Genomic DNA, 23,975 nt, shown 5'->3' with positions numbered 1-23,975 from the left:
TAGGGTTTTAAAAGGGTTCGTATGGCAATGCACAAATTTAATCCTGCGATATTACGAGAGTATGATATTCGAGGTGAGGTTGGAAAAAATCTTTTTGAAGCAGATGCTTGGGCTTTGGGACGCAAATTTGGTTTAATGCTCGGTCAATTGGGTCAGCAAACTGTATGCGTGGGGCGGGATGGTCGCTTAACATCTCCGGCCCTATTCCAGAATCTTATTGAAGGATTATTGACGACAGGAATGACAGTCACGGACCTGGGAATTGGGCCGACACCAATGACCTATTATGCATTGAAAAAACTTGGTGTGGATGCGTCAATTATGGTGACGGGCTCTCACAACCCTGCTCCTGATAATGGGTTTAAGATGTCGTTGCAGAATCGTCCCTTTTTTGGGGCAGATATTCAAGAACTTGCTACCCTCGACGAAACAATAGATTTAAACAGTCCAGGAACTCTGGAGACTGTAGATATAAGCCAGCGATATGTTGACCGCCTTTTGGAAGATTACGAAAAACTAGAGTCAAGTGTACGCCGCCCTTTAAATATTGTGTGGGATGTTGGAAATGGGGCAACGGGAGATGTCTTAAAGCTTCTGCTCAAAGGTATCCATGCTAATCATACCTTATTGAATGAGACGATTGATGGCACATTCCCGGCCCATCATCCTGATCCGACAGTGGCTGAAAATTTGGAGCAACTCATAGAAACTGTGACGGCTCATCAGGCAGATGTCGGCATTGCTTTTGATGGGGATGGGGATCGTATCGGTGTTGTCGCAGGAGGGGGGGAAATTCTATGGGGAGATCAATTATTGCTTATTCTTGCCAGAGAAATTGTTGAGAATAATCCCGGAGCCACAATTATTGCAGATGTAAAATCTTCTCAAGTCCTGTTTGATGAAATCGGCCGTTTAGGGGGAAATATTCTGATGGCTCGCACAGGCCATTCATTAATTAAGACAAAAATTGCCGAAACAGGGGCGCAACTGGCAGGGGAAATGAGTGGTCATATCTTTTATGCAGATAAATACTTTGGGTATGATGATGCGCTGTATGCAGCCATTCGGCTCATTAACATTCTTCAAAGAACCAATAAGTCATTAAGTGATATCATTGACGCTTTGCCAAAAGTGTATAATACCCCAGAAATTCGCATTGATTGTCTTGATGAGAAAAAGTTCTGCGTCGTTGAAGCGATTAGGGAGCAACTGATAGCAGAGGCGGCGACTATATCTACAATGGATGGTGTTCGTGTTTCTCGTACTCACGGGTGGTGGCTTCTGCGGGCTTCAAACACCCAAAGTGTACTCGTTGCCCGGTGTGAGTCCTCTACCGTTCAAGGGCTTAATGATTTAAAAGAAGAAATTGCGGCTTATCTCGCCCCTCATAATTTGAAGATAATATAATCAAACTATTCTTTTCCTGTACCTCATTAATTAAGAATGTGTAATGCCTCTTACCCAAAACATGGGAAGTTGATATTGCTCACGTAGTAAATTTGCTTGATATAAAATTTGTTGTTGATTTCGGGGAATTCCATCAACTTCATAATATACATCATTCTTAGATTTTAAAATTGAAATATTTTGCGATTTTAACCAATTCAATACATGCCCAAAAGGAACTTCAAGACGATTGCTTTCCTTTAAAAAAATGAGCCTATTCGGTTGAAGGGATCGATTTTTATTCTCGAGGCTTTTTTTTGGGATAATTTGCTGAGAAATAGCCTGATATGAGCTGCTTGAGTGCTCCATTTTGCTGTGTGTCCGTAAATTATGACGGGCCAAAACCTTATTAATTGCACTAACGGAGCGATTGAGTTTTGAAGCAATTTGTTTTAGGGGGGAACCTTGTAAATAGGCCTTTTTCAAGTAAGATATGTGTTCTTCCGTCCATTTGTTCCGTATTACGTTATTATCCATAATAATAATTCCTTTAAAAACGTATATCTTTTGTATGTCTAATATGCATAATACAGATATGTTCTTTTTCTGTACTTTTCAAGTAATAAATTTGCCCAAAATTTCTAATATTAATAAATAATTTTTTTAAAAAGTGAAAAAATAATTTTTTGGCTATTGCGAATATTTTCTGAATAGGCCACAAGAAAAACTTGCCTCATGCCTCAGGTCGGACTAAAGTATTGTACATATAAAACGGATCGTGTACAAAAAGATGCCTGGTCATTTTTCCGGGAGTCTCTTTTGCGGGCGTGGTGAAATTGGCAGACACGCCAGATTTAGGTTCTGGTGACGCAAGTCGTGGGGGTTCAAGTCCCTCCGCCCGCACCACATATAAAATTATAGAAATAGCCATACAGACGGGGCGGAGCATTAAATGCAGGTTGCAAAAACACTTTCGGAAAAATTGAAGTATGAGTTTAAAATCACAGCGACATCCACAGAACTTCAGGACAAATTTCAAGTACAACTGCAAAAAATAGGTGCTAAAGTCAAAATTCCAGGATTTCGACCCGGTAAGACGCCTGAAGCTGTTCTTGTGCAAAAGTTTGGAGCTCAGGCTTTAGAAGATTCGGGTAATGAGATATTGCAAGAAGCTCTAAAGCAAATTTATAAAGAGCACAAATTTAGAAATGCTATTGATCCTGCGGTAAAAATAGTTTCTTTCGAGCGAGGAAAAGATTTTGAATGTACAATAACATTTGAATTACTTCCCGAAATTGAAGTGAAAAGCTTCAAAGACATCTCTTTAGAGGTCCTCACTGTTACAATTAGTGATACAGATGTGGAGGAGCGCTTAACTAAGATGTGTGCAGACCACATTCGATATCAAGCGCCAGCATCAGTAAGGCCGGCCCAGAAGGGTGATTTGGTACTAGTAAAATGGTCGGGCACCCTCGAAGAAGGGAAAGGTATAGATCTACCAGAAACCTATCAAATTTTGCTAGGACCTGAAAAGGATGATAGTCCTTTTATTCCTGTGGTGAAAGCTCTCTATGGGAAAAAAGTAGGCGATAAATTTGAAGAAAAGGTTCAATTTTCAAAAAATGAGAAAGTTACAGACTTAGCCGGGAAAAAAGCCATAGTCAAGGTTGAATTGCAGAAAATTGAAGAGCCAATTACGTTTAAGCTAGATAATACCTTTGCGAAAGAGTTTGAGCTTGAAACCGTTGAGGATTTACGCAAATCCGTTCGTCAATCGGTAGAAAATGAGGGTAAAAAAGTTGCCCATTTATATACCAAACGAAATTTATTGGATGCTCTTGATGAGCAATATAGTTTTGACCTGCCTCCTACCATGGTAGAAACAGAGTTCAACGCCATTTGGACCCAGCTTCAACGGGAATTAGCTGAAGCGCGCGCAAATGGAGAGCTGGATGAAGAAGATGCGCAAAAATCCGAAAAAGAATTAAAAGCAGATTATGAAATCATTGCAAAGCGGCGCGTTCGTTTGGGATTATTGATTTCTCATCTTGCAGATACTCATAAGATTAAGTTGTCTGACGAAGAAGTCAGAATGGCTGTTTTCCAGGAAGCGATGCGATATCCTTCCCAATCTGACGAAGTGATTAAATATTATGTGAATAATAATCAAGCTCTTCGAAATTTGGTGGCTCCCCTTTTGGAAGATAAGGTGGTAGATTTTATCTTAGCGAGCTCGAACGTCAAAGAACGCACGGTAGACTTCCCAACCTTAAAGAAAGTGGTTAAGGGAGTCATTCCAACACCTTATGACGAAGAAATCGAGGAGAAGCAAGAGATTAAAAAGTCATCTAAGGCGGCAGCTTCCGATGATAAGAAGCCAAAAGCGATGAAAGGAAAAGGCGCATGAGTCAGTTTCAAGGATCGATACATAATACTTTAGTTCCCATGGTTGTTGAACAAACAAGTCGGGGAGAAAGGTCTTACGATATTTATTCTCGTTTGCTCAAAGAGCGCATTGTATTTTTGTCAGGCCCAATAAACGATGATATTGCGAGTCTCGTTTGTGCCCAACTTTTATTTTTAGAATCTGAAAATCCAGATAAAGACATTACTATGTACATTAATTCGCCTGGGGGCGTAGTAACAGCTGGCTTATCTATCTTAGATACTATGAGTTATATTCGATGCGATGTGGCGACTTTATGCATGGGCCAAGCCGCTTCTGCTGGGGCTTTGCTGCTAGCAGTTGGCGCGAAGGGTAAGCGATTTGCCTTGCCGAATTCCCGTATCATGGTTCACCAACCTCATGGAGGGGCTCAAGGACAAGCAACGGATATAGAAATTCAGGCTCGTGAAATATTAAAGCTTCGGAGCCAAATTAATGAAATTTTTGCTAATCGAACGGGACAGTCTTTAAATGTTATACAAGATGCCTTGGAGAGAGACCGTTTTATGTCTCCTGAGGAAGCTAAAGAGTTTGGAATTATAGATGAAGTGGTTGTAAATCGACCCAGTGCGGTAGAACTTGTTGCAAAAAATGCAAAAGCATAAAAAGCCAAAAAATTTAACTCTTTGTTGATCATTGGCAGGCCATACTAAAAAGTGAGCGGCCACTGTGTTATTTTGTGAAATAAGATGGAAAAGAAGGCCCTTTGGATGTTACTTAGAAGGGGGTAGGATATGAGCAAATCGGTCAGTAGTGACATCAAAAATACATTATACTGCTCATTCTGCGGAAAAAGCCAACATGAAGTCCGAAAGCTTATAGCTGGACCCACTGTTTTCATTTGCGACGAATGCGTTGAACTATGTACAGATATTATTCGGGAAGAAAACCGTTCATCGATGGTAAAGTCAGGCGATGGTGTTCCTTCCCCTGCAGAGATTTGTTCGGTATTGGATGACTATGTTATTGGTCAATTCTTTGCCAAGCGTGTTCTTTCTGTTGCTGTACATAATCACTACAAAAGATTAGCCCACGGTCCAAAGAGTGGTGATGTCGAAATTGCAAAATCTAACATCCTCTTGATAGGCCCAACGGGAAGTGGCAAAACGCTTCTTGCCCAAACTTTAGCGCGTATCATAGATGTGCCCTTCACCATGGCGGATGCCACAACGCTCACAGAAGCAGGTTATGTAGGTGAAGATGTTGAAAACATTATCCTCAAACTTCTTCAAGCTGCAGATTATAACGTTGAGCGTGCTCAAAGAGGCATAGTTTATATTGATGAAGTTGATAAAATTTCTCGCAAATCAGATAATCCTTCTATTACCCGTGACGTATCAGGTGAAGGTGTCCAGCAAGCCCTGTTGAAAATAATGGAAGGAACAGTTGCTTCTGTTCCGCCTCAAGGTGGCCGTAAGCATCCTCAACAAGAGTTTTTGCAAGTGGATACAACAAATATTCTTTTCATTTGTGGGGGAGCATTTTCAGGATTAGAAAAAATTATTTCTGCCAGAGGAAAAGGAGCTGCTATCGGATTCGGTGCTGATGTTCGGTCCAGCATCGAAAGGTCAACAGGTGATTTACTTCGAGGCGTTGAGCCGGAGGATTTGTTGAAATTTGGGTTAATTCCCGAATTTATTGGACGACTTCCTGTCTTAGCAACATTGACAGATTTAGATGAAGAATCTCTAGTTGAGATTTTGGTAAAACCTAAGAATGCTCTTGTTAAGCAGTATAAGCGCTTATTTGAAATGGAAAATGTTGAATTAAATCTAACAGATGATGCCTTGCATGCTATTGCGCTTCGTGCTATTTCCCGTAAAACCGGAGCCCGAGGATTGAGATCTATCATGGAGAACATTTTACTGGATACCATGTTTGAAATGCCCTCGTATGAAGATGTTGATGAAGTTGTTATCAATAAAGAAGTTGTAGAGGGTCGGGCTCAGCCTTTAAAAACATATGGAAAACGTCTTAGTGATGCGTCAAAAGGGAAACAATGATTACGGCCTTAGACGTTGTTTACAAGTTTTAACCAGCAATAAGGTTACAAGATAAAACATTTCGAAAGTTTTAAGGTAAATCTTGTGCTAATGTCGTTATGTTATTCAAATTTGTTAAATGGGTAGATATATATGATGTTTAGTCTCACAAAAGGAACACAGTACCCCGTTCTCCCTCTGCGAGATATCGTTGTGTTTCCCCATATGATTGTGCCTTTGTTTGTCGGTAGAGAAAAATCAGTCCGTGCCTTAGAGCAAGTTATGTTGGGAGAAGAAAAACAAATCATTCTTATTACTCAAAAGAATGCAAATCATGATGATCCAACATCTGAAGATTTATACTCCATCGGAACACTTGGAACAGTTCTACAGCTCCTGAAACTTCCCGATGGAACTGTAAAAGTTCTCGTAGAGGGGGGACAACGTGTACGCCTCTTAAAAATTCAAGATGATGCGCAGCATTTTCATGCAAGTGTCGAGCTTATCCCTGAAGATGAGGTTGATGAGGCAGAAGTTGAGGCCTTGGTTCGAACCATCGTTGGTCAATTTGAACAATATATAAAGCTTAACAGAAAAATTCCGCCAGATGTTTTGGTCACCATTAACCAAATTGACGATGCTGCAAAACTAGCAGATACAATTGCCTCATATCTGGGATTAAAGATATCTGAGAAGCAAGTTTTATTAGAAACATCTCATGTCAAGCAACGCTTGGAAAAAATCCTTAATCATATTGAAGGCGAAATTGGTGTTTTACAAGTTGAACGTCGTATTCGAACCCGTGTCAAACGTCAAATGGAAAAGACCCAGCGTGATTACTATTTAAATGAGCAGTTAAAAGCCATTCAAAAGGAATTAGGCGAAGGTGAAGATGGCAAGGATGAGATTTCTGATTTTGAAACAAAAATTAAGAAAACAAAGTTGAGCAAAGAAGCCCATGAAAAGGCTATGACCGAATTACGTAAATTGCGCAGCATGAACCAAATGTCTGCTGAGGCTACTGTTATTCGAAATTATTTAGATTGGATTTTGTGTATTCCCTGGCAACATCGTAGTCGCGTTAAGCGCGATATTATAACGGCTAAGAAAATCTTGGATCATGACCATTATGGTTTAGACAAGGTTAAAGAAAGGATTCTGGAATACCTGGCTGTTCAAAGCCGGGTTGGGAAGGTTAAAGGGCAGATTCTATGTTTGGTAGGTCCTCCCGGTGTGGGGAAAACTTCACTTGGAAAATCTATTGCCTCGGCAACGGGACGTAATTTTGTGCGTATGTCTTTAGGAGGAGTGCGGGATGAAGCCGAAATTCGAGGCCATCGACGAACTTATATAGGGGCTATGCCGGGTAAAGTTATTCAAGGTATGAAAAAGGCAAAGACTTCAAATCCTTTGTTCTTATTGGATGAAATTGACAAAATGGGAACAGATTGGCGGGGAGACCCTGCTTCTGCTTTACTTGAAGTCCTTGATCCTGAGCAGAACGCGACTTTTAATGACCACTATCTTGAGGTTGACTATGATCTATCAGATGTGATGTTTGTGACGACAGCTAATACGCTTCGAATGCCCCAACCCCTGTTGGACCGGATGGAAGTTATTCGTTTGCCAGGCTATACAGAAGATGAAAAAGTTGAAATTGCTATACACTACTTAATCCCCAAAACAGTTGCTATGCATGGACTCAAAGCGGGAGAATTTGCTATTTCTGATGATGCGCTACGTCAATTGATTCGTTATTATACACGTGAAGCAGGCGTAAGAAATTTAGAGCGCGAAATTGCAAATTTGTCGCGTAAATCTATTAAAGAAATTCTTATTAAACCAAAAGTAAAAGCTGTCAAAATTACGGCAAAGAATCTTGGAAAATATGCGGGTATTTCCCGATATCACTATGGCTTGGCTGAAGTTGCAGATGTTATTGGTGTAACAACAGGGCTTGCTTGGACAGAGACAGGTGGAGATTTGCTATCTATTGAAGCTGTTATTTTGCCAGGTAAAGGAAAGACAATGATCACCGGAAAGCTAGGTGATGTTATGCAAGAGTCGATTCAAGCCGCTGTGAGTTACATCCGCTCTCAAGCCCCTCGCTTTGGCATTAAACCTTCTCTTTTTGAAAGACGTGATATTCATATTCATGTGCCTGAAGGGGCAACCCCTAAAGACGGACCCTCTGCAGGTGTTACAATGTGTACATCTATTGTTTCCGCTCTCACAGGTATTCCTGTTCAAAAAGATGTTGCCATGACTGGTGAAATTACCTTGCGTGGCCGCGTTCTCCAAATTGGTGGTTTAAAAGAAAAGCTTTTAGCGGCCCATCGCGGTGGAGTCAAAACAGTCCTTATCCCTATTGATAATGAAAAGGATTTGGCTGAGATTCCGGACAACGTGAAGAAGGGGATTAAAATTATTCCTGTGTCTTGCGTAGATGAGGTCTTAAAAATTGCTCTTACCAAACCCCTAACACCTATTGAATGGCAGGATGATGAGCGTGAGAAAGACACTAAAACGCCTGTAGAACAAGTGCCAGGGTTATCGGGCGATGGGTCTATTACTCCTTCAGATGTTGTTCATTAAAGTTTTTGGTTGTTTTCTCTTATTACGATCTTTGAAAAAACAAAAATACCTGGTTTTATAAAATGTTCTTAATTATTTACCGTTGAGAATTTATGATAGCCGATCCAATTTTGATAACCCAAAAGTTGCTACAATGTCCAAGTGTTACGCCTTTAGAAGTTGGAACACTTGACCTCATTGCTAATTTTTTAAGTATACGTGGTTTTTCCATAGAGCGTTTAGATTCTAGAGACGTGAGTAATCTTTATGCCCGCTTAGGCACATCCTCTCCGCATTTTTGTTTTGTGGGGCATACAGACGTCGTTCCCTCAGGGGATGTCGCCCGTTGGTCTGTTGATCCCTTTAAAGGGGAGATTAGAGACGGCAAGTTATATGGTCGAGGAACCGTTGATATGAAAGGAGGCATAGGCGCCTTTATGGCGGCGGTTGATGCTTATCTTTTAAAAACTCCTAAATTTGACGGCTCTTTAAGTCTTCTTTTAACGACAGATGAAGAAGGGCCGGCTGTAGATGGGGTCCGTTATGTGGTTGAGCAATTTAAACTTCGGGGTGAAAAAATAGATGCTTGTCTTGTGGGAGAGCCGACAAATATTGCAAAGGTAGGGGATACAGTTAAAGTTGGACGGCGCGGGAGCCTCAATGCAACTATAACTATACAAGGAAAAGCTGGCCATGCAGCCTATCCACATCTGGCAAAAAATCCCATTCTTCCCCTTCTCGAATATTTACAAGATCTTTTGTCGCGTCCCTTGGATGACGGAATAAAACACTTTGACCCCTCTAATCTTGCCGTGACTTCCATTGATGTGGGTAATCCGACTACAAATGTAATTCCTTTCGAAGCAACCGCAAAATTTAATATTCGATTTAACCCAACGCATACGCTGGAATCTTTACAACACTATCTGCACAAGACAGCCGAAAGGCATAATTTGTCGGCAATGGGATTTACTTATACTCTTGATATTCAAGGAAGTGGCAATGCTTTTTTGTGCGAAGACAAGGCTCTGCAGAACTTGATATCTCAAGCTATTTCAACGGCTACAGGATTGACGCCAACACTCAGTACAAGTGGAGGGACTTCTGACGCTCGATTTATGAAGGATATTTGCCCTGTTATTGAATTTGGTCTTGTCAATACGACAGCTCATCAAGTTGATGAGCATATTTCTGTAGAAGAAATTCATCGTTTGACACGAGCTTATCAAGAAATTCTGGAACGATATTTTAATTAAAAAAGTAAATTTGAATGAGTGGCAAAACAGCGAGCCTTATTATGCGGCTTCATTCGTGGGGCGTGTCGATTGAGCCTGCCATAGGCCAGAATAAATTCCCTTATTTTCAAGTAGTGTTTGATGATTCCCACTTTCAACGATTTTCCCATCTTGCAAAACATAAATTTTATTTGCTTCGACAACGGTGGAAAGTCGATGGGCAATCATCAATGTAGTACGCCCTTTCATAAGAATTTTGAGAGCCGCTTGAACTTGTCGTTCAGAATCTGTATCTAGTGCAGATGTGGCTTCGTCTAATAAAAGAATGGGTGCGTTTTTCAACATAGCGCGCGCAATCGCAATTCTTTGACGTTGTCCTCCGGAAAGTTTTACCCCATTTTCTCCGATCATTGTCTCGTATCCATTCGGCAAAGCGGAAATAAACTCATGAGCTGCTGCTGCTTTAGCGGCTTCCATAATGTCATTATCTGTCGCGGTGAAGGATCCATAAGCAATATTGTCACGAATAGTCGTATCGAAGAGCATAATTTCTTGACTGACCAAGGCTATTTGTTGACGTAATGAACTGAGCGTGACATCTCTCAGATCAATTCCATCAATGAGAATAGATCCTTCTTGAATATCATAAAATCGAGGAATCAAATTGATGATGGTGGATTTGCCAGCTCCACTGGCTCCTACAAGCGCAATAGATTGGGATTTTTGTATTGTTAGATTAATACCATCTAATGCAATTTTTCCGTCAGGATAAGCAAAACGGACATTCTGAAACTCTATATTTCCTGTAATAGGCGGTAAAGGTTTGGCATGCGGATTATCTTGAATAATGGCTGGAGTATCTAAAATGGTAAAAACACGAGCTGCCGCTGCTAAACCTTCTTGGATATTGGCATTCATATTGCTGAGGCGTTTCATGGGCTCATAAACGAGCAATAAGGCAAGAATAAACGACATAAATTCGCCCGTAGTGCGGGCATGATGCATAACTTGCCATCCGCCATAGGCAATAACAATAACAATGGCTACTCCGCCAAGACCCTCGATAATGGGATGAGAAGCTGAGCGAACGCGGGCCGTTTTATAGACCAGGGCAAAGATACGTTCAATCATCATGTGAGCTCTATTGGCCTCATATTCTTCTGCACGATATGCTTTAATGACTCGGATGCCTTGAAAAATTTGTGTTAAACGTCCCGTAAAGTTTGCGAGCTCTTCTTGCGTAGTATTCGCCACTTTACGCATGCGGCGACCAATGTGAAGGATGGGTAAAATGGCAAGGGGGAAGATGAACAGAGTAATGCATGCCAACGCTAAATCTCTGTAAAACATCAAAGATACCAAGAAAATCAGGGTAAATGAATCTTTACCTATTCCAACCAAGGTGGTGGCAACGGCATTGCGCATTAAATTCACATCGTTTGTGAATCGGGACAATATGTCTCCAGAAGATGTTCCATGAAAAAAAGCTAAATCGAGGCGCATTAAATGGCTAAAAAGGCGATTTTGCAAGTCAGAGATGATCCGTTGCCCCACGTAAGTCATGATTACAGACTCTCCAAAGGAGCTGGCGCCCTTTACAACGAAGGCCAAAAAGATTCCTCCACAAACAAACAGCAGTACCCGAGGTGTGCCATTTGCAAAAACTTCATCAAAAACAGGTTGAAGAAAATACGGCAATGCGGAAGTTGACAGGGCAGCTAGAATCATCAAGACGACAGCGATCACAAAATACCGCCCGTAGGGGCGAATATGTTCATGAAAAATACGTCTCCCCAATTTATGGCTTTTGGAGCTTTTATAGGCAAGCGAAATAACAGTATTCATATTCTTTTGATACTCTATATTGGGGGTAAATTTCTATAAAAATCGACCATAGACCAGTTAAAATTAGGGTTACAGAGAAATATTCAAAAGTGAAAAATGGGATATTGACACAGTGGGGGTGTTTGGGAGATTTTAATTTTGACTGTTGGTTTTGGCGTACGCCAAATGAAAAGGGAACACGGTATACCCGATAAAGGGTTAATCCGTGGCTACCCCCGTAACTGTGAATGGCGAGTTTAAGGGTTGTCCTCTGGAAGGAGGATTACTAGCAAAACAGCTAGTTGCCACTGGGAAACTGGGAAGGCATGACTATTAAACAATGACCCATAAGCCAGGAGACCTGCCAGCTGATTCGCATCACTTTTCTTGAGGGCGGGGTGCTTTTGGGAACGGGATAACCGCATGTGGTGATGCACATTAACCACGAGCGGGAGTTCTTCATTCATGTATGTCAATATTTTTGTGCCCAGGGTTTTATCTACATTACCCTTCTTGGCTTATGCTACAAGTGTTTTTGCAAGTCAGTTGCCTTTTCAACTTCCAAAAATTGTCGTACGAGCGACGCCTTTATCCGAACCCAATCCTCTTGATAGTGCCGACACGACACGTATTCCAGCGAAAGATCTGGAGCAGCAGCAATCGGTAACTATTTCGGATGCTTTACGTAGAGTGCCTGGAGTTTATGTCAACCAGCATGGTGGTATTGGCCAAGAAGCGAGAATTTCTATCCGAGGAGCGGGAGATGGCAATACAACTGTCATCATGAATGGTATGACTATCAATGATAGTGGTTCTTTTGATAATGCGTTGAACGTATCAAGATGGATGGCAAGTGATCTCTGTGAGATTGAAGTGATTCGAGGGCCTAAGAGTTCCTTATATGGACCTGGGGGTATGGGAGGTGTTGTTCTTCTTGAAACCAAAAAAGGTCAAGGTGCCCATAAAACCTTAGCCAATACTGAGGCGGGTTCCTTTAAAACGTATACTCAAAATGTTGGATTCCAAGGTCAAAAGAATAGGATAGACTATTATGTAAATGGTTCGCGTGTTCAATCAATGGGTACAAGAACAACACCATCAAGGTATCTTACAAGAATTAGGGAAAAAGCTGATAATCCTTTACATCAGGAGGCCTTCACTGCTCGTCTCGGTGCGACGTCAGATTCAGCGCATATTTCCTGGGTAAGTCGATATTTAACCCGCCGCCTTGGCTTTCGCCAACCGCCAACGGATACATACCCTTATCGACAGAACTTTTCGGAATCTTTTAATCGTCTTCAAGGGCATTTTGAGACATTAGCAGGTCGATGGCAGCATGATTTTGGTCTTGGACATTATCAAAATAATCTTATCAACACGCGTCCAACGTCAAGTCAGACAACGCGAAATGGTTCTCAAACCCAAATTGATTGGCGCCAAAATTTTGAGATAACAAATTCTTTACAACTTCAAGTTGCAACAGATTTTGCTCGGGAAAAATTGTATTGGTATAAGCTACCCATCCTGAATAGAGATTTTCAAACTTCCCATGGAGGAATTGGGGGCACGCTTTCTTATAGAATGTATGAAAATTTAATGCTGACTGGGTCTTCCCGCATTGACAAGTATCAAGGAATTTCATCAAAACCAACTTTTCGATTTGGAATGCAATACAGAGTTAAAGAAATTACTATAAAAGGAGGAATCGGAACGGCCTTTAAAGCACCAACCCTGCAGCAGAGATTTTATAAAGATCCCTTTTTTTCCGGCAATCCCAATCTTAAACCTGAACGAAGTTTAGGTTGGGATGGGGGTATAGAGCGTTCTTTCTTTCAAAATACACTGAGTTTGGGCGTGACAATATTTCAGAATCGGATCCGGGATTTAATTACGGCAGCGTCTGGTGGGGTGATGTTGATTAATATGGATAAAGCTCGGACTCAAGGGGTTGAAACAAGTATGCGCATTCACCCAACATCGCAATGGAGTGCACAACTTTCCCATACCTATACGGAAACCTGGGATGAAAGAACAAGACTGGGATTGATTGGAAATCCGCTCAATAAAATTACTTTTTCTGTGACCGGACACGTGACTTCTAATTGGCAACTGAGCGGAAATGTTCTTTATATTAGTTCTCGAGATACGTTTGATGCGGCCATCTTTAAAAGAGTGCACACGCGCAGTTATACGATCGTGGGTCTACAAACTGCCTATCAATTAACGGATCAAGTGCAATTTTATGGGCGTGCAGAAAATCTCTTTAATCGTTACTATGAAAGTCCACGAAGTTTTCAGCAACCAGGCATGGGCGTTTATGTAGGGCTTCGCGCACAATGTTAGAGGGAGGATCCTATGTTATGAAAGAATATTATTGGCCAGCTTTAGGGAGTGCATTTCTAACACATAGCTTAGTCATCTCTGCCTTTGCTTTTAATTTCCCGTATATGGGTAAGGGGCAACCTCAAAGTTTGCAGAATAATTTTTGTGTGGAAATGGTATTTTGTAACGCCCAACCGAAGGATCATTTATCAGCAATCATTCCTGAAAAAATACACAAGTTAGCCTCTTCGCAAGGTTCATCCTCAGGAGAAAATAAACTCAAAACCCAAGCCCAAGAGAGAATATACGATAATCCACCTAGAGGAAAATCTTCCGCTAAAAAGGGTAATGAAGATAAGCAATTTTTGAAGACAGTAGCCGTCTCAACGAAGGGATTAGACACTAGCCATAACGCTATATCCTTCTTTCAGCCTCCTCCTATTTACCCTCGAGAGGCAAGGCTTAGAAAAATTCAAGGCATTGTTATGATTCAGGTCCATTTATCTCAAGAGGGTGCTGTATCTGACGCCAGGACAATTCCTCCGCTAGTAGATCCTATTTTAGAAAATGCGGCCCTAAACGCGATTCGCCAATGGAAGTTCATGCCTGGTGTCAAAACTTTGGAGGTGCCTATTGAATTTAAATTGGAAGCCTAAATTCGTAAATTTTCTGGTTAGTTTTAAAGGGAAAAATGCCTAAGGATTTTTTTATTCGATTTAATTACAAAGTGAGTAAGGCAATCCAAATTAACAATCCCAAATAGGAATTGGCATTAAAAGCCTTTTGGCAATTTTCTTCATTATGGGGATTCATGCGGTACAGCATGACGAGCGTTGTGAAGAAACTGATTCCAAGAAGACTGTAAAAAATATCGTTTGCATTTTCCCAGTAACCCACCAACGCTAAGCTGACAAATACGAGGCTATAAATAAGGGATAACGCAATTTTTATAGTGTCTCCGAAGTAAATGGCGGTGGATTTGACACCAATTTTAAGGTCGTCGGTTTTGTCTTGCAGGGCATAGATCGTGTCATATCCTAGAGTCCAAAATATTCCGGCGCCATAGAGACAGAGAACGGGGAACCATTGAATGGCCCCATAGGGTAAAACGGCAACAACGCCAAAGATAATCCCCAAATTAAAAGCAAATCCCAATACCAATTGCGGCCAATGGGTGACGCGTTTCATAAAAGGATAAATAGCAAGCAGAACAAGGCCAATTAAACCAAGAGGCCAACATCGCTGCGGTAAGCATCCCAATATAATAAGCCCTCCCAAACATTGGAGGATGAAAAAGAGGAAGGCATACCCTGGGGATATCTCTTTGTTTGCAAGAGGACGGAGTTTTGTGCGGTTCACATGGATATCAATGTTGCGATCAATGAGGTCATTAAATGTGCAGCCCGCACTGCGCATGAATGTTGCTCCCAAAGCAAAAAGCACAAGAAGTTTAATATTAATTTTTTGGGGACTAGCAAGAGCAACACCCCACCAGCAGGGGAGCATTAAGAGAAGAATTCCAACGGGTCGGTGAAGTCGGCTTAGCCTGAGGTAGACGTTCACTTTTATTAGCCCAATTTTGTTACACGAGCTGTATGGTGGCCACCAATAAAATGAGCGCTCAAGAAAGCAGCAAGACAGGCTTTTGCTTGATCGGTGCCAAGGATCCGTCCGCCTAGGCATAAAATATTGGCATTGTTATGTTCTCTTGCCAGGCGGGCTTCCAACTCTGTATGACAAACAGCAGCGCGTATACCCTTATGTCGGTTGGCGGCCATGCACATTCCAATACCTGTACCGCAAATGATAACGCCAAGAGCGGCTTGCTCTCCCTTCAGGGCCTCCACAACTTTGTTTGCATAATCTGGGTAGTCAACAGAATCTGCCGAATGTGTTCCTAAATCAATCACATAATGTCCAAAAGACTTGGCAGTTTCCTTAAGATCATTTTTTAATGTAAATCCGGCATGATCTGACCCAAATGCTATAACTCGGTTTGGCATGATTTTGTAATTCCTTATTATTTAGTCGTGAAAAGGGCCTTCATCTCCAAGAGTTTCAAGCCGGCTTTTCATCCAACGTTTTAAAGCAATAAACCCGACAACAAGGATGATAATCCCAATGGTAAAATACCCAAAATATCGCTTAATAACATGGAGCCCTATGTCTTCAATAACGCCACTAAGCATGTAACCGCCGATACAGCTAATTAACGTCCATATAACGGCAGCAAGTATATTTAAAGGGGTGTATCTTTGAGGAGAAATACCACTTGAGCCAATAACAATAGGGCTTATTGTGCGAATTCCCCAAATGAAGCGAAAACTTAATATAAACCAAATATCCCAACTATGAAGAAGTTTAAAAGCCCGATTAGCTGGTGCGTGAAGACGGTGAAATTTTTGGATAATGGCTTGGCCATAATATCTTCCAACGTAATACAGGGCCTGATCTGCAAATAAGGTGCCACAAAAAGCAATGATCATGATCTTTGTTAAGGACAAATATCCCAAGTGGGCCATAAAGCAGGCTACAAGAATTACGGATTCACCTTCTACTAAGGATCCTAAAAAAACAGCTATATAGCCCCAATCTTTAATAAAATCGATCAAATATTCCATAAATAGGAGGGTCCTCTTGATTATCTTTATTTTTACTATACAACACTTAAGCAAGCTTAGGGCTAAAAAAAAGGTGAGAAAATGAAAAGATGTGTAGATGGAACTTGCTTTTAATCCTAGGTTCTATAGAATAAAACCATAAGGGAAAAATTATTAACGACACAGACAAGGAGACTATTATGTCAAAAACAGGAACAGTAAAGTGGTTTAACCCAGAAAAAGGGTATGGATTTATAACATTAGATGATGGTGCGCCAGATGCTTTCGTTCACATGAGCGAAGTTGAAAAAGCAGGTCTATCCACTCTTTCTGAAAACCAAAAGGTTGAGTTTGAGCTACAAGAAAACAAAGGCAAAATGGCCGCGGTTAACATTAAAGTTCTCTAAGTTTTCTTCACATTCTTTATCGTTTACCCTCTCACAAGAGAGGGTAAACTATTTTACGAATCCGTAATTATCCTATCTCAACCAGGTTGCCTAATCTTGTGAAGAGGGGCCTCCTTCTGAAACTCAATAAGCACAAGAAGAAAATAATATGACGGTGCTAACAAAGGAATATAAATATCATTCGCATCTTCATTTAAGCTTTCAATTTTTTCTTTTAATAGTTGGGAAATTGATTTTTTTGTTTTTTCTGCTTCTTTCTGAAGCTCTCTTATTTTAATTTCATTTTCTAACGAAAGCTCAGATGCATTCATCACATATCGAAGCAATTTAGCAGCTTCCCAAATTTTAGTTTGTATTTTGATCAACTTTCTTTGATTTTCAAAACAATGAGACCACAGGTTTTCTATATAATACTCCCTGGCTTTTACAAGATGTACCAGAGCATAACTCCTGACTCTCAACCCTGCAAGCCGATGACTGCCGTCAAAATAAATCAGTTGAGGACTATTATGGCCTCGTAGATGATTTTTAAATGCAGAAAAATCAAAAATATCTCCCGCAAGCCGGAAGTCAATTTTACTAAAATAATCATAGTTCATTGCGCAGTATTTAAAACTAATAGGACCATCTTCATTCCTACTCATATGCTGTAAACATGCACTCAAAAGAACTTGTTGGTCCATATTTTCTTTAAACCTTATCTCATATTTTGTTACTTTTTTTATTTGACGATTCAATTGAATCTCTAGGCTTTCCTTATGAGACGGAGATAAGTTATTATTCGTTAGCTCTTCTTTCAAATCATTTATCACAGCATTGGTAGCATCTCTTTTTAGATTCCAATAAATAGCAGTCTATAGGGCAAACTTTCTATATTCCATAATTAAATGACTCCCAGGTGCGTCTTCAATATCTCCATTTTCACTTATTTTAAATTTTAATCTTGGTACAGGGACGTGTTGGAGTTCATCTGGTTTTTCCATTGCTAAAGCTGACAAATGAAATCCAATATATATGGCCACATAGACTAGCCTTTTCATTGTTATTCCTTTTCTAAGTTAGCTATTGTCACTGAAAACGTTAGAGGTCGTAGATTGAGACAATCCTTGTCGATGAACATCAATTTCGCCCATAAATGCGGACATAACTTCGCCCATCCAGTAAGTCACAGCCATGAGAGGGATTGTTACCGTATGGGCTTTTTTTTCTAATCTTTCAATTTCTTTCATAATTCTCTCTTTTGAGGCTGATCCAAAATTTGAAGTAATGTGTCTAATATTCACTCCTCCATTATCCGGAGCTGAATGGGAAGTTACTAAGGGATCAGAAAGGCTACCAAGTAATGTTTCTAATTGTCGAAGTTTTTTTTGAATCCTTTGAAAGGAAGCTATTGGCAGATGTTCTTCGTAATCTATGAAATATTTCTCTCTAAGATTTTTGCTTAACTGGGGTATATTATGACGAATGAAATACTTATTTTCCTTGTAAATTAGAAACTTTTCTTGACTGTTGAGGAGATCAGAAAAATCAATAATATCAAGATGGCGAATGTTAGCTGTATCTAATAATTTCCAGTTGAGTGAACAATAATTGTCCGGACTGTCATGCGTCAACTCATTGCGTCCTAATTCCCACACGCCGCCCCTGGTTGTAACGTCCATCTTGGGATGGAAGGGCATTTTAGTAGTAAGAATCTCCTTTAATATTTGGGGTAGTAAACTTTCCCTTTCGGTAACACAAAATTTGTTTTTTTCACAAATTTTAATTTTTCGCTTTAGAATGATCAAATCTATTTCGATTAAATAACATTCTGAATCTGAAAGGGTAGCTTTGTCTCTAAGTTTTGCTTCATAACTATTTAACAAGGTAAGATACTTACTTTTTTTATTTTCCCATATTTTGACCTCATTTTTTACCGCGTCTTTAAAGCGTTCTATTAAATCACTTCCTTGTGCATCTTCAATCTCACCTTGAGGCGTGATTCGAAATTTTAGAGCGGCGGATGAAGTCTGTGAGGAGGATTGAGGTTGTTCTATAGCGAAAAGTGGGTGCATGTTTAAGAGAATGAAAGCCGATAAAATTAGTAAAAATACTATTTTTTTTCATGTGGTTAACTATCAATTCATATAAAAATTTTTTTATATGTAGAATATTACAAGACAATCTATAAAAAAGCAATTTTAACCCTATGCAAGCTTTCTTTACTTAAATTATTAACTAAGTTGTAAAAAACTAAGCTTTTTCAAAATATTCAGTCTTTATATAAAACAAAAGATGGCGTTGAGCATCAGAGTTTCGTATAAAAGAAGGTAGAGTGACCTTCTTCTCTTGAAAGCAAAAAGAACAAAGGATTGGGACCAGTTTAAAGCCCCAGAGTTAAGGTTGTAAACTCTAAAGAAATGACATTTTGGTAAGGAGTAAACGAATATGGCGGGATCGGTAAATAAAGTTATTTTGGTCGGAAATTTGGGACGGGATCCTGAAGTGCGCAATAGCCCTGAGGGCGGTAAAATTGTAACATTATCTGTTGCAACGAGTGAATCTTGGAAAGATAAAGCATCAGGTGAACGGCGGGATCGCACAGAATGGCACCGTGTGGTCGTTTTCAATGATAAATTGGCAGAAGTCTCAGAAAAATTTCTTAAAAAAGGCTCTAAAGTTTATCTAGAAGGACAGTTGCAGACTCGCAAATGGACAGACCAACAAGGGCAGGAAAAGTATACAACGGAAGTTGTTCTTGGCAAATTCCGCGGTGAACTAACCATGCTTGATACTCGCGGAAGTGGGGGTGTTGAAGATCAAGGAGGTAGCTATGAACACGACTCTTTTCCATCTGGGGGAAACAGTGGGGGTTTTGGGGCGGGTTTGAGTTCGGCGCCTCTGGGTAGCGGCGCCCCTTTGAATGATGAAGTGCCTTTTTAACGAAGTGATATCGTAATTTTTTTTGAAGACTTTTAAGAGGAAAGAAGCAAGATGACAACGTCCCTTCAGCCATCAGATATTAAGCCTATTGCTATCGAAGAGGAGATGAAACGCTCCTATTTAGATTATGCAATGAGCGTTATTGTGTCTCGTGCATTGCCTGACGTGCGAGATGGGTTGAAGCCGGTTCATAGACGCATATTGTATGCGATGAAGGAAGCCGGAAACGAATATAATCGGCCCTATCGTAAATCTGCACGAACAGTGGGTGATGTTATGGGTAAATATCACCCTCATGGTGATATGGCAATTTATGATGCTATGGTTCGTCTTGCTCAAGATTTTTCTTTAAGACTGACATTGATCGATGGACAGGGAAACTTTGGATCAATGGATGGCGACCCTGCTGCTGCCTCCCGTTATACGGAAGCAAGGCTGAGTAAACCCTCTCATGCCCTTCTCGAAGACATTGATAAAGATACCGTTGATTTTCAGCCCAATTATGATGATTCCATGGTTGAGCCCAAAGTTCTGCCAGCCCGTTTTCCGAACATATTAGTTAATGGGGGGAGTGGAATTGCGGTCGGTATGGCAACCAATATACCCACCCACAATTTAGGGGAAGTCCTAGAGGCGTGTTGTGCGCTTATTGATAATCCTGACATTACAGTTGAGGAACTCATCGCCATAGTCCCCGGACCTGATTTCCCAACGGGGGCGTCAATTATGGGGCGCGGGGGAATTTTTGAAGCCTATCGTACGGGACGTGGTTCTATCGTCATTCGCGGAAAAACACATTTTGAGACGCTTCGGGGAGATCGGGAAGCCATTATCATTGATGAAATTCCTTATCAAGTTAACAAATCACGCATGATCGAGCGCATCGCCGAAACGGTCAAAGAAAAAATTATTGAAGGCATTTCTGATTTGCGAGATGAGTCCGATCGTCAAGGAATGCGGGTTGTTATTGAGTTAAAGCGAGATGCTGTTCCTGATGTTGTTTTAAATCAATTGTACCGGTATACGGCTTTACAAACATCTTTTGGTATCAATATGTTGGCTCTTAATCATGGTCGACCCGAGCAATTGCCTCTTAAAAGAATTCTGGAAGCTTTCGTCGAATTTCGTGAGGAAGTTATTTTGCGTCGCACGCGGTATGAGCTGGCTCGGGCCCGAGAAAAAGCCCACCTCTTTGTAGGCTTAGCCATTGCGGTTGCTAATATTGATCCAATCATTGCCTTGATTCGTGCCGCTGCTGATCGGCAAGTTGCTAAAGCACAGTTAATGGCACAAGATTGGCCATCAGAATCCGTAGCAGCTCTTATTTCTTTAGTTGAACCCGATCGAGAAGTGGTGGGGAATACGTACCGACTTTCCGATGCGCAAGCTCAAGCCATCTTGGATTTACGTCTTCACCGTTTGACAGGGTTGGAACGGGATAAAATAGCGGCAGATTTGCAAGAACTTGCCGATATGATTGCTGAATATTTGCGCATTTTGGCGTCTCGCCAGTTGGTTATGGATATCTTGCGTAACGAGCTGATTGAGATGAAACAACAGTTCGCGACACCGCGACGGACCACGATTGAAGAAGGGGGTTCCGATGTTGATATGGAAGACCTCATTCAGCGGGAAGACATGGTTGTGACAGTAAGCTTGAATGGCTACATCAAACGTGTGCCATTGTCTACCTATAGAGCACAACGTCGTGGCGGTAAGGGACGATCAGGAATGTCCACCCGTGATGAAGATATTGTGAGTGATGTTTTTGTTGCCAATACTCATAGCCCTGTTTTGTTCTTTACGTCTATTGGACGCGTTTATCAGTTGAAAGCCTACCGTCTGCCATTGGCCACGCCTCAAGCGCGAGGCCGCCCGATGATTAACCTTCTGCCTTTGTCGGAGGGAGAAACCATTTCGACAGTAATGGTCCTACCGGAAGAGGAGAATCTGTGGGATCAGATGTTTGTGATGTTTGCGACTTCTAAGGGGAATGTTCGACGCAACCGCTTAAGCGATTTTTTAAATATTAAAGCAAATGGTAAAATTGCCATGAAGTTGGATGAGGGCGAGAATTTAATTGCCGTGCAAACATGTACAGAAAATGACGATGTATTGTTATCCACTCAAAAAGGCAAATGTATACGCTTCCATATGACAGATATTCGTATCTTCGTCGGTCGGGACTCCAATGGTGTCCGGGGTATTCGCTTATCTAAAGACGATGAAGTCATCTCCATGGGTATATTGGGTCAAATGGTTATTTCAACTGAAGAACGTGATGCTTATTTGCGCCAAGCTGCTAAAGCTCGTCAGGCTCTTGAAGGAGGACTGGAAGGCGAAGATGCTTTGGGATCAGATAGTTTGGATGATGAAGACGGGTCTTCAGAGGCTGTGAAACTATCCCCAGAACGCATTCTAGAGCTTGCGGGCAGCGAACAATTTATTTTGACGATTACGGAAAAAGGTTTTGGTAAGAGAAGCTCCTCTTATGGTTACCGCACAACGGGTCGCGGAGGCATGGGTGTTGACAGTATCATTGTCAATGAACGCAATGGTGGTGTTGTTGGTTCATTCCCTGTTGATCCAACAGATCAAATTATGTTGGTAACAGATGGGGGACAATTGATTCGTTGCCCTGTGCACGACATCCGCATAGCCGGACGACGGACCCAAGGGGTGACCATTTTCCGTGTGGGCGAGGAAGAAAAAGTCGTGGCTGTAAGCCGCATTCCTTTGGGTGACCATGATGATGCGGAAGATACTACCGAGGGTGAGGCAGGTTCAGAAGATGAAAGCCCTATCTCTGAAGCTGAAGTCATAGATACAATGCCAGAGGAAACGCAAGAGCTGAAAACGGTTGCTAGGGAGTAATGGTGGTCGCAACAGGGATTGAACCTGTGACCCCTACGATGTCAACGTAGTGCTCTACCGCTGAGCTATGCGACCAATACCTTTGGTTTTTACTATGACCTATGGGAAATAGCAAGACTCAAGTATAAACACGTTGTCGAGATGAATCTAGTCAAGAGCTGTTTCGCTAAAATTAAGGCGCTGCGGGATATTGGTAAATATTTTCTTGACATTATGACTTACCTTCACCAAATAATATGGTGTAAACTTGGTTTTGTTCAAAGGAATTTTTTGTGATTCAGTCTTTACATCTTTATTACGGACATTGGCGGGCCTATCACCATCGGTGATTTATAGGTTGTTAATGTTTTGTTTTAAAAATGTAAGGAAAGATTATGAAAAGTTATCGTTTTAAAAATATCATTCAGCGTAGTGTTATTCTCGTTTCAGTAGCAATATCATGTGCTGCAGGAACAAATTCATCCCCGGGGAAAAAGCCCCTCGTTGCTATTACGCAAATTGTGCCCCATCCTTCTTTGAATCTCATACGTAATGGAATTGAAGATGAGTTGGCGATACAAAAAATTGACTGTGATTTTTTGTTTGAAAATGCCCACGGAAATATCGCAACGGCAACACAGATTGCCCAAAAATTTGTGAGTCAAAACCCCACAATTATTGTTCCCATTACAACGCCTTCAACTCAAACAATCTATGCAGTGGCTCGAAATCATAACATTCCCGTGGTTTTTGCAGCCGTCAATGATCCGATAGGGGCAAAGTTAGTGCCGAGTATGGATAAGGCGGGTCAGGGAATTACAGGGGTATCAGACTTACCTCCTGTGGCGGAACAGGTGTCTCTTTTACAAGATATATTACCCAATGCGAAGAGAGTGGGAACAATATATAATCCGGGAGAGTCCAATTCTCTTGCTGTTCTCAAAATTTTTGAACAAAACATAGAGAAAAAGGGGATGACTCTCGTTCGCGCAACGGCTTCTAATATGGTAGAGGTGACGGCTGCTGCGAGATCGTTAATTGGAAAGGTTGATGTTATATATATTCCCAATGATAACACCATTGTTGCGGCGCTTGAGTCTCTTTTAAAAATAGCACAAATCAATACTATTCCCATTATTTCTTCAGATCCTGAGTCCGTTAGACAAGGATGTCTTGCAACCATCGCTCATTGTCAATATGGGTTGGGACGACAAACCGGCAGGATGGTGGCTAAAATCTTGAAAGGGGTAAATCTTCAAACATTATCCGTAGAAACGCCTGCGGAAATTGAGGTGAGTTTAAACCAAGATACAGCAGAAGAACTAAAGATTATATTTCCCGAAGCTACTGTAAAACGTGCAAAGTTTGTTATTAAGAAATAGGAGAGAAAATTATGGAACCCCATCATAACACTTATGATTTGT

20 protein-coding genes, 2 tRNA genes and 1 riboswitch are annotated in these 23,975 nt (G+C 41.1%); of the genes, 13 read left to right on the top strand and 9 right to left on the bottom strand.

Translation table 11 applies throughout. The features are described from left to right. Positions 1-21 precede the first annotated feature (21 nt). Positions 22-1,407 (top strand): phosphomannomutase/phosphoglucomutase, encoded by a 1,386-nt coding sequence (locus tag FJX03_07280; GenBank protein ID MBM3633483.1) that lies wholly within the window; start codon positions 22-24, stop codon positions 1,405-1,407. Positions 1,408-1,437: 30 nt separating this feature from the next. Here the strand turns inward: FJX03_07280 and FJX03_07275 are convergent, their stop codons facing one another. After that, positions 1,438-1,923, bottom strand: coding sequence for a hypothetical protein (locus tag FJX03_07275; GenBank protein MBM3633482.1), 486 nt, complete (start codon positions 1,921-1,923; stop codon positions 1,438-1,440). A gap of 284 nt (positions 1,924-2,207) precedes the next feature. Between FJX03_07275 and FJX03_07270 the strand changes: the two genes are divergently transcribed. From FJX03_07270 to dapE, 6 genes are all read left to right on the top strand, one after another. Next, a tRNA-Leu gene (locus tag FJX03_07270) sits at positions 2,208-2,292 on the top strand. A gap of 46 nt (positions 2,293-2,338) precedes the next feature. Continuing rightward, positions 2,339-3,793, top strand: coding sequence for a trigger factor (locus FJX03_07265; GenBank protein ID MBM3633481.1), 1,455 nt, complete (start codon positions 2,339-2,341; stop codon positions 3,791-3,793). Then, a complete protein-coding gene (gene clpP, locus FJX03_07260; GenBank protein MBM3633480.1) occupies positions 3,790-4,437 on the top strand; it encodes an ATP-dependent Clp endopeptidase proteolytic subunit ClpP in 648 nt (215 codons plus the stop codon). Before FJX03_07265 ends, clpP begins: the two co-directional genes overlap by 4 nt. 129 nt (positions 4,438-4,566) lie before the next feature. Continuing rightward, positions 4,567-5,835 carry an ATP-dependent Clp protease ATP-binding subunit ClpX gene (gene clpX / locus FJX03_07255; GenBank protein MBM3633479.1) on the top strand — a complete coding sequence of 423 codons (1,269 nt, stop codon included), beginning with the start codon at positions 4,567-4,569 and terminating at the stop codon, positions 5,833-5,835. Positions 5,836-5,970: 135 nt separating this feature from the next. Then, the gene (locus FJX03_07250; GenBank protein MBM3633478.1) at positions 5,971-8,409 is read left to right on the top strand and encodes an endopeptidase La; all 2,439 of its coding nucleotides are present in this window, start codon (positions 5,971-5,973) and stop codon (positions 8,407-8,409) included. Between the two features lie 92 nt (positions 8,410-8,501). Further along, positions 8,502-9,644: a succinyl-diaminopimelate desuccinylase gene (gene dapE / locus FJX03_07245; protein MBM3633477.1), complete on the top strand. Its 1,143-nt coding sequence runs from the start codon at positions 8,502-8,504 to the stop codon at positions 9,642-9,644. Positions 9,645-9,683: 39 nt separating this feature from the next. Here dapE and FJX03_07240 read toward each other — a convergent pair whose 3' ends face one another. After that, complete coding sequence (locus FJX03_07240) at positions 9,684-11,468, bottom strand: ABC transporter ATP-binding protein (protein ID MBM3633476.1); 1,785 nt, start codon at positions 11,466-11,468, stop codon at positions 9,684-9,686. Between the two features lie 129 nt (positions 11,469-11,597). Next, positions 11,598-11,831, top strand: a riboswitch (cobalamin riboswitch). An 81-nt stretch (positions 11,832-11,912) separates the two neighbouring features. Between FJX03_07240 and FJX03_07235 the strand changes: the two genes are divergently transcribed. Next, positions 11,913-13,790, top strand: a complete 1,878-nt coding sequence (locus FJX03_07235) for a TonB-dependent receptor (GenBank protein MBM3633475.1) — start codon at positions 11,913-11,915, stop codon at positions 13,788-13,790. Next, positions 13,784-14,425: an energy transducer TonB gene (locus tag FJX03_07230; GenBank protein ID MBM3633474.1), complete on the top strand. Its 642-nt coding sequence runs from the start codon at positions 13,784-13,786 to the stop codon at positions 14,423-14,425. Before FJX03_07235 ends, FJX03_07230 begins: the two co-directional genes overlap by 7 nt. 64 nt (positions 14,426-14,489) lie before the next feature. On the opposite strand, the gene ubiA is transcribed toward FJX03_07230, so the two are convergent. The 3 genes from ubiA to FJX03_07215 are packed head-to-tail and all read right to left on the bottom strand — an operon-like array spanning position 14,490 to position 16,390. After that, on the bottom strand, positions 14,490-15,452 hold the full coding sequence (ubiA, locus tag FJX03_07225) for a 4-hydroxybenzoate polyprenyltransferase (GenBank protein MBM3633473.1): 963 nt from the start codon (positions 15,450-15,452) through the stop codon (positions 14,490-14,492). Next, the gene (gene rpiB, locus FJX03_07220) at positions 15,338-15,772 is read right to left on the bottom strand and encodes a ribose 5-phosphate isomerase B (protein ID MBM3633472.1); all 435 of its coding nucleotides are present in this window, start codon (positions 15,770-15,772) and stop codon (positions 15,338-15,340) included. Before rpiB ends, ubiA begins: the two co-directional genes overlap by 115 nt. A 21-nt stretch (positions 15,773-15,793) precedes the next feature. Next, the gene (locus tag FJX03_07215) at positions 15,794-16,390 is read right to left on the bottom strand and encodes a DedA family protein (GenBank protein ID MBM3633471.1); all 597 of its coding nucleotides are present in this window, start codon (positions 16,388-16,390) and stop codon (positions 15,794-15,796) included. 179 nt (positions 16,391-16,569) lie between these two features. Here FJX03_07215 and FJX03_07210 point away from each other — a divergent pair, with 179 nt between their 5' ends. After that, complete coding sequence (locus FJX03_07210; GenBank protein ID MBM3633470.1) at positions 16,570-16,776, top strand: cold-shock protein; 207 nt, start codon at positions 16,570-16,572, stop codon at positions 16,774-16,776. 77 nt (positions 16,777-16,853) lie between these two features. Here the strand turns inward: FJX03_07210 and FJX03_07205 are convergent, their stop codons facing one another. From FJX03_07205 to FJX03_07195, 3 genes are read right to left on the bottom strand one after another with little or no spacing between them, the layout of a single operon-like run. Then, complete coding sequence (locus FJX03_07205; protein MBM3633469.1) at positions 16,854-17,588, bottom strand: hypothetical protein; 735 nt, start codon at positions 17,586-17,588, stop codon at positions 16,854-16,856. 42 nt (positions 17,589-17,630) lie between these two features. Continuing rightward, positions 17,631-17,816 (bottom strand): hypothetical protein, encoded by a 186-nt coding sequence (locus FJX03_07200; protein ID MBM3633468.1) that lies wholly within the window; start codon positions 17,814-17,816, stop codon positions 17,631-17,633. 18 nt (positions 17,817-17,834) lie between these two features. Further along, complete coding sequence (locus FJX03_07195; GenBank protein MBM3633467.1) at positions 17,835-18,830, bottom strand: hypothetical protein; 996 nt, start codon at positions 18,828-18,830, stop codon at positions 17,835-17,837. A gap of 373 nt (positions 18,831-19,203) precedes the next feature. Between FJX03_07195 and ssb the strand changes: the two genes are divergently transcribed. Beyond that, positions 19,204-19,698 (top strand): single-stranded DNA-binding protein, encoded by a 495-nt coding sequence (gene ssb, locus FJX03_07190; protein MBM3633466.1) that lies wholly within the window; start codon positions 19,204-19,206, stop codon positions 19,696-19,698. A 51-nt stretch (positions 19,699-19,749) separates the two neighbouring features. After that, entirely contained in the window at positions 19,750-22,572 is a 2,823-nt protein-coding gene (gene gyrA / locus FJX03_07185) for a DNA gyrase subunit A (GenBank protein MBM3633465.1), read from the top strand. Here the strand turns inward: gyrA and FJX03_07180 are convergent. Then, positions 22,573-22,647, bottom strand: a tRNA-Val gene (locus tag FJX03_07180). It abuts the gene before it with no gap. A gap of 299 nt (positions 22,648-22,946) precedes the next feature. Here FJX03_07180 and FJX03_07175 point away from each other — a divergent pair. Continuing rightward, a complete protein-coding gene (locus tag FJX03_07175) occupies positions 22,947-23,933 on the top strand; it encodes an ABC transporter substrate-binding protein (protein ID MBM3633464.1) in 987 nt (328 codons plus the stop codon). Positions 23,934-23,975 lie beyond the last annotated feature (42 nt).

Source organism: Alphaproteobacteria bacterium, from assembly GCA_016870095.1.
Taxonomy (GTDB): domain Bacteria; phylum Pseudomonadota; class Alphaproteobacteria; order Paracaedibacterales; family VGCI01; genus VGCI01.
The sequence above is the reverse complement of the archived record's forward strand: the minus strand, read 5'-3'. Positions and strand labels throughout refer to the sequence as shown.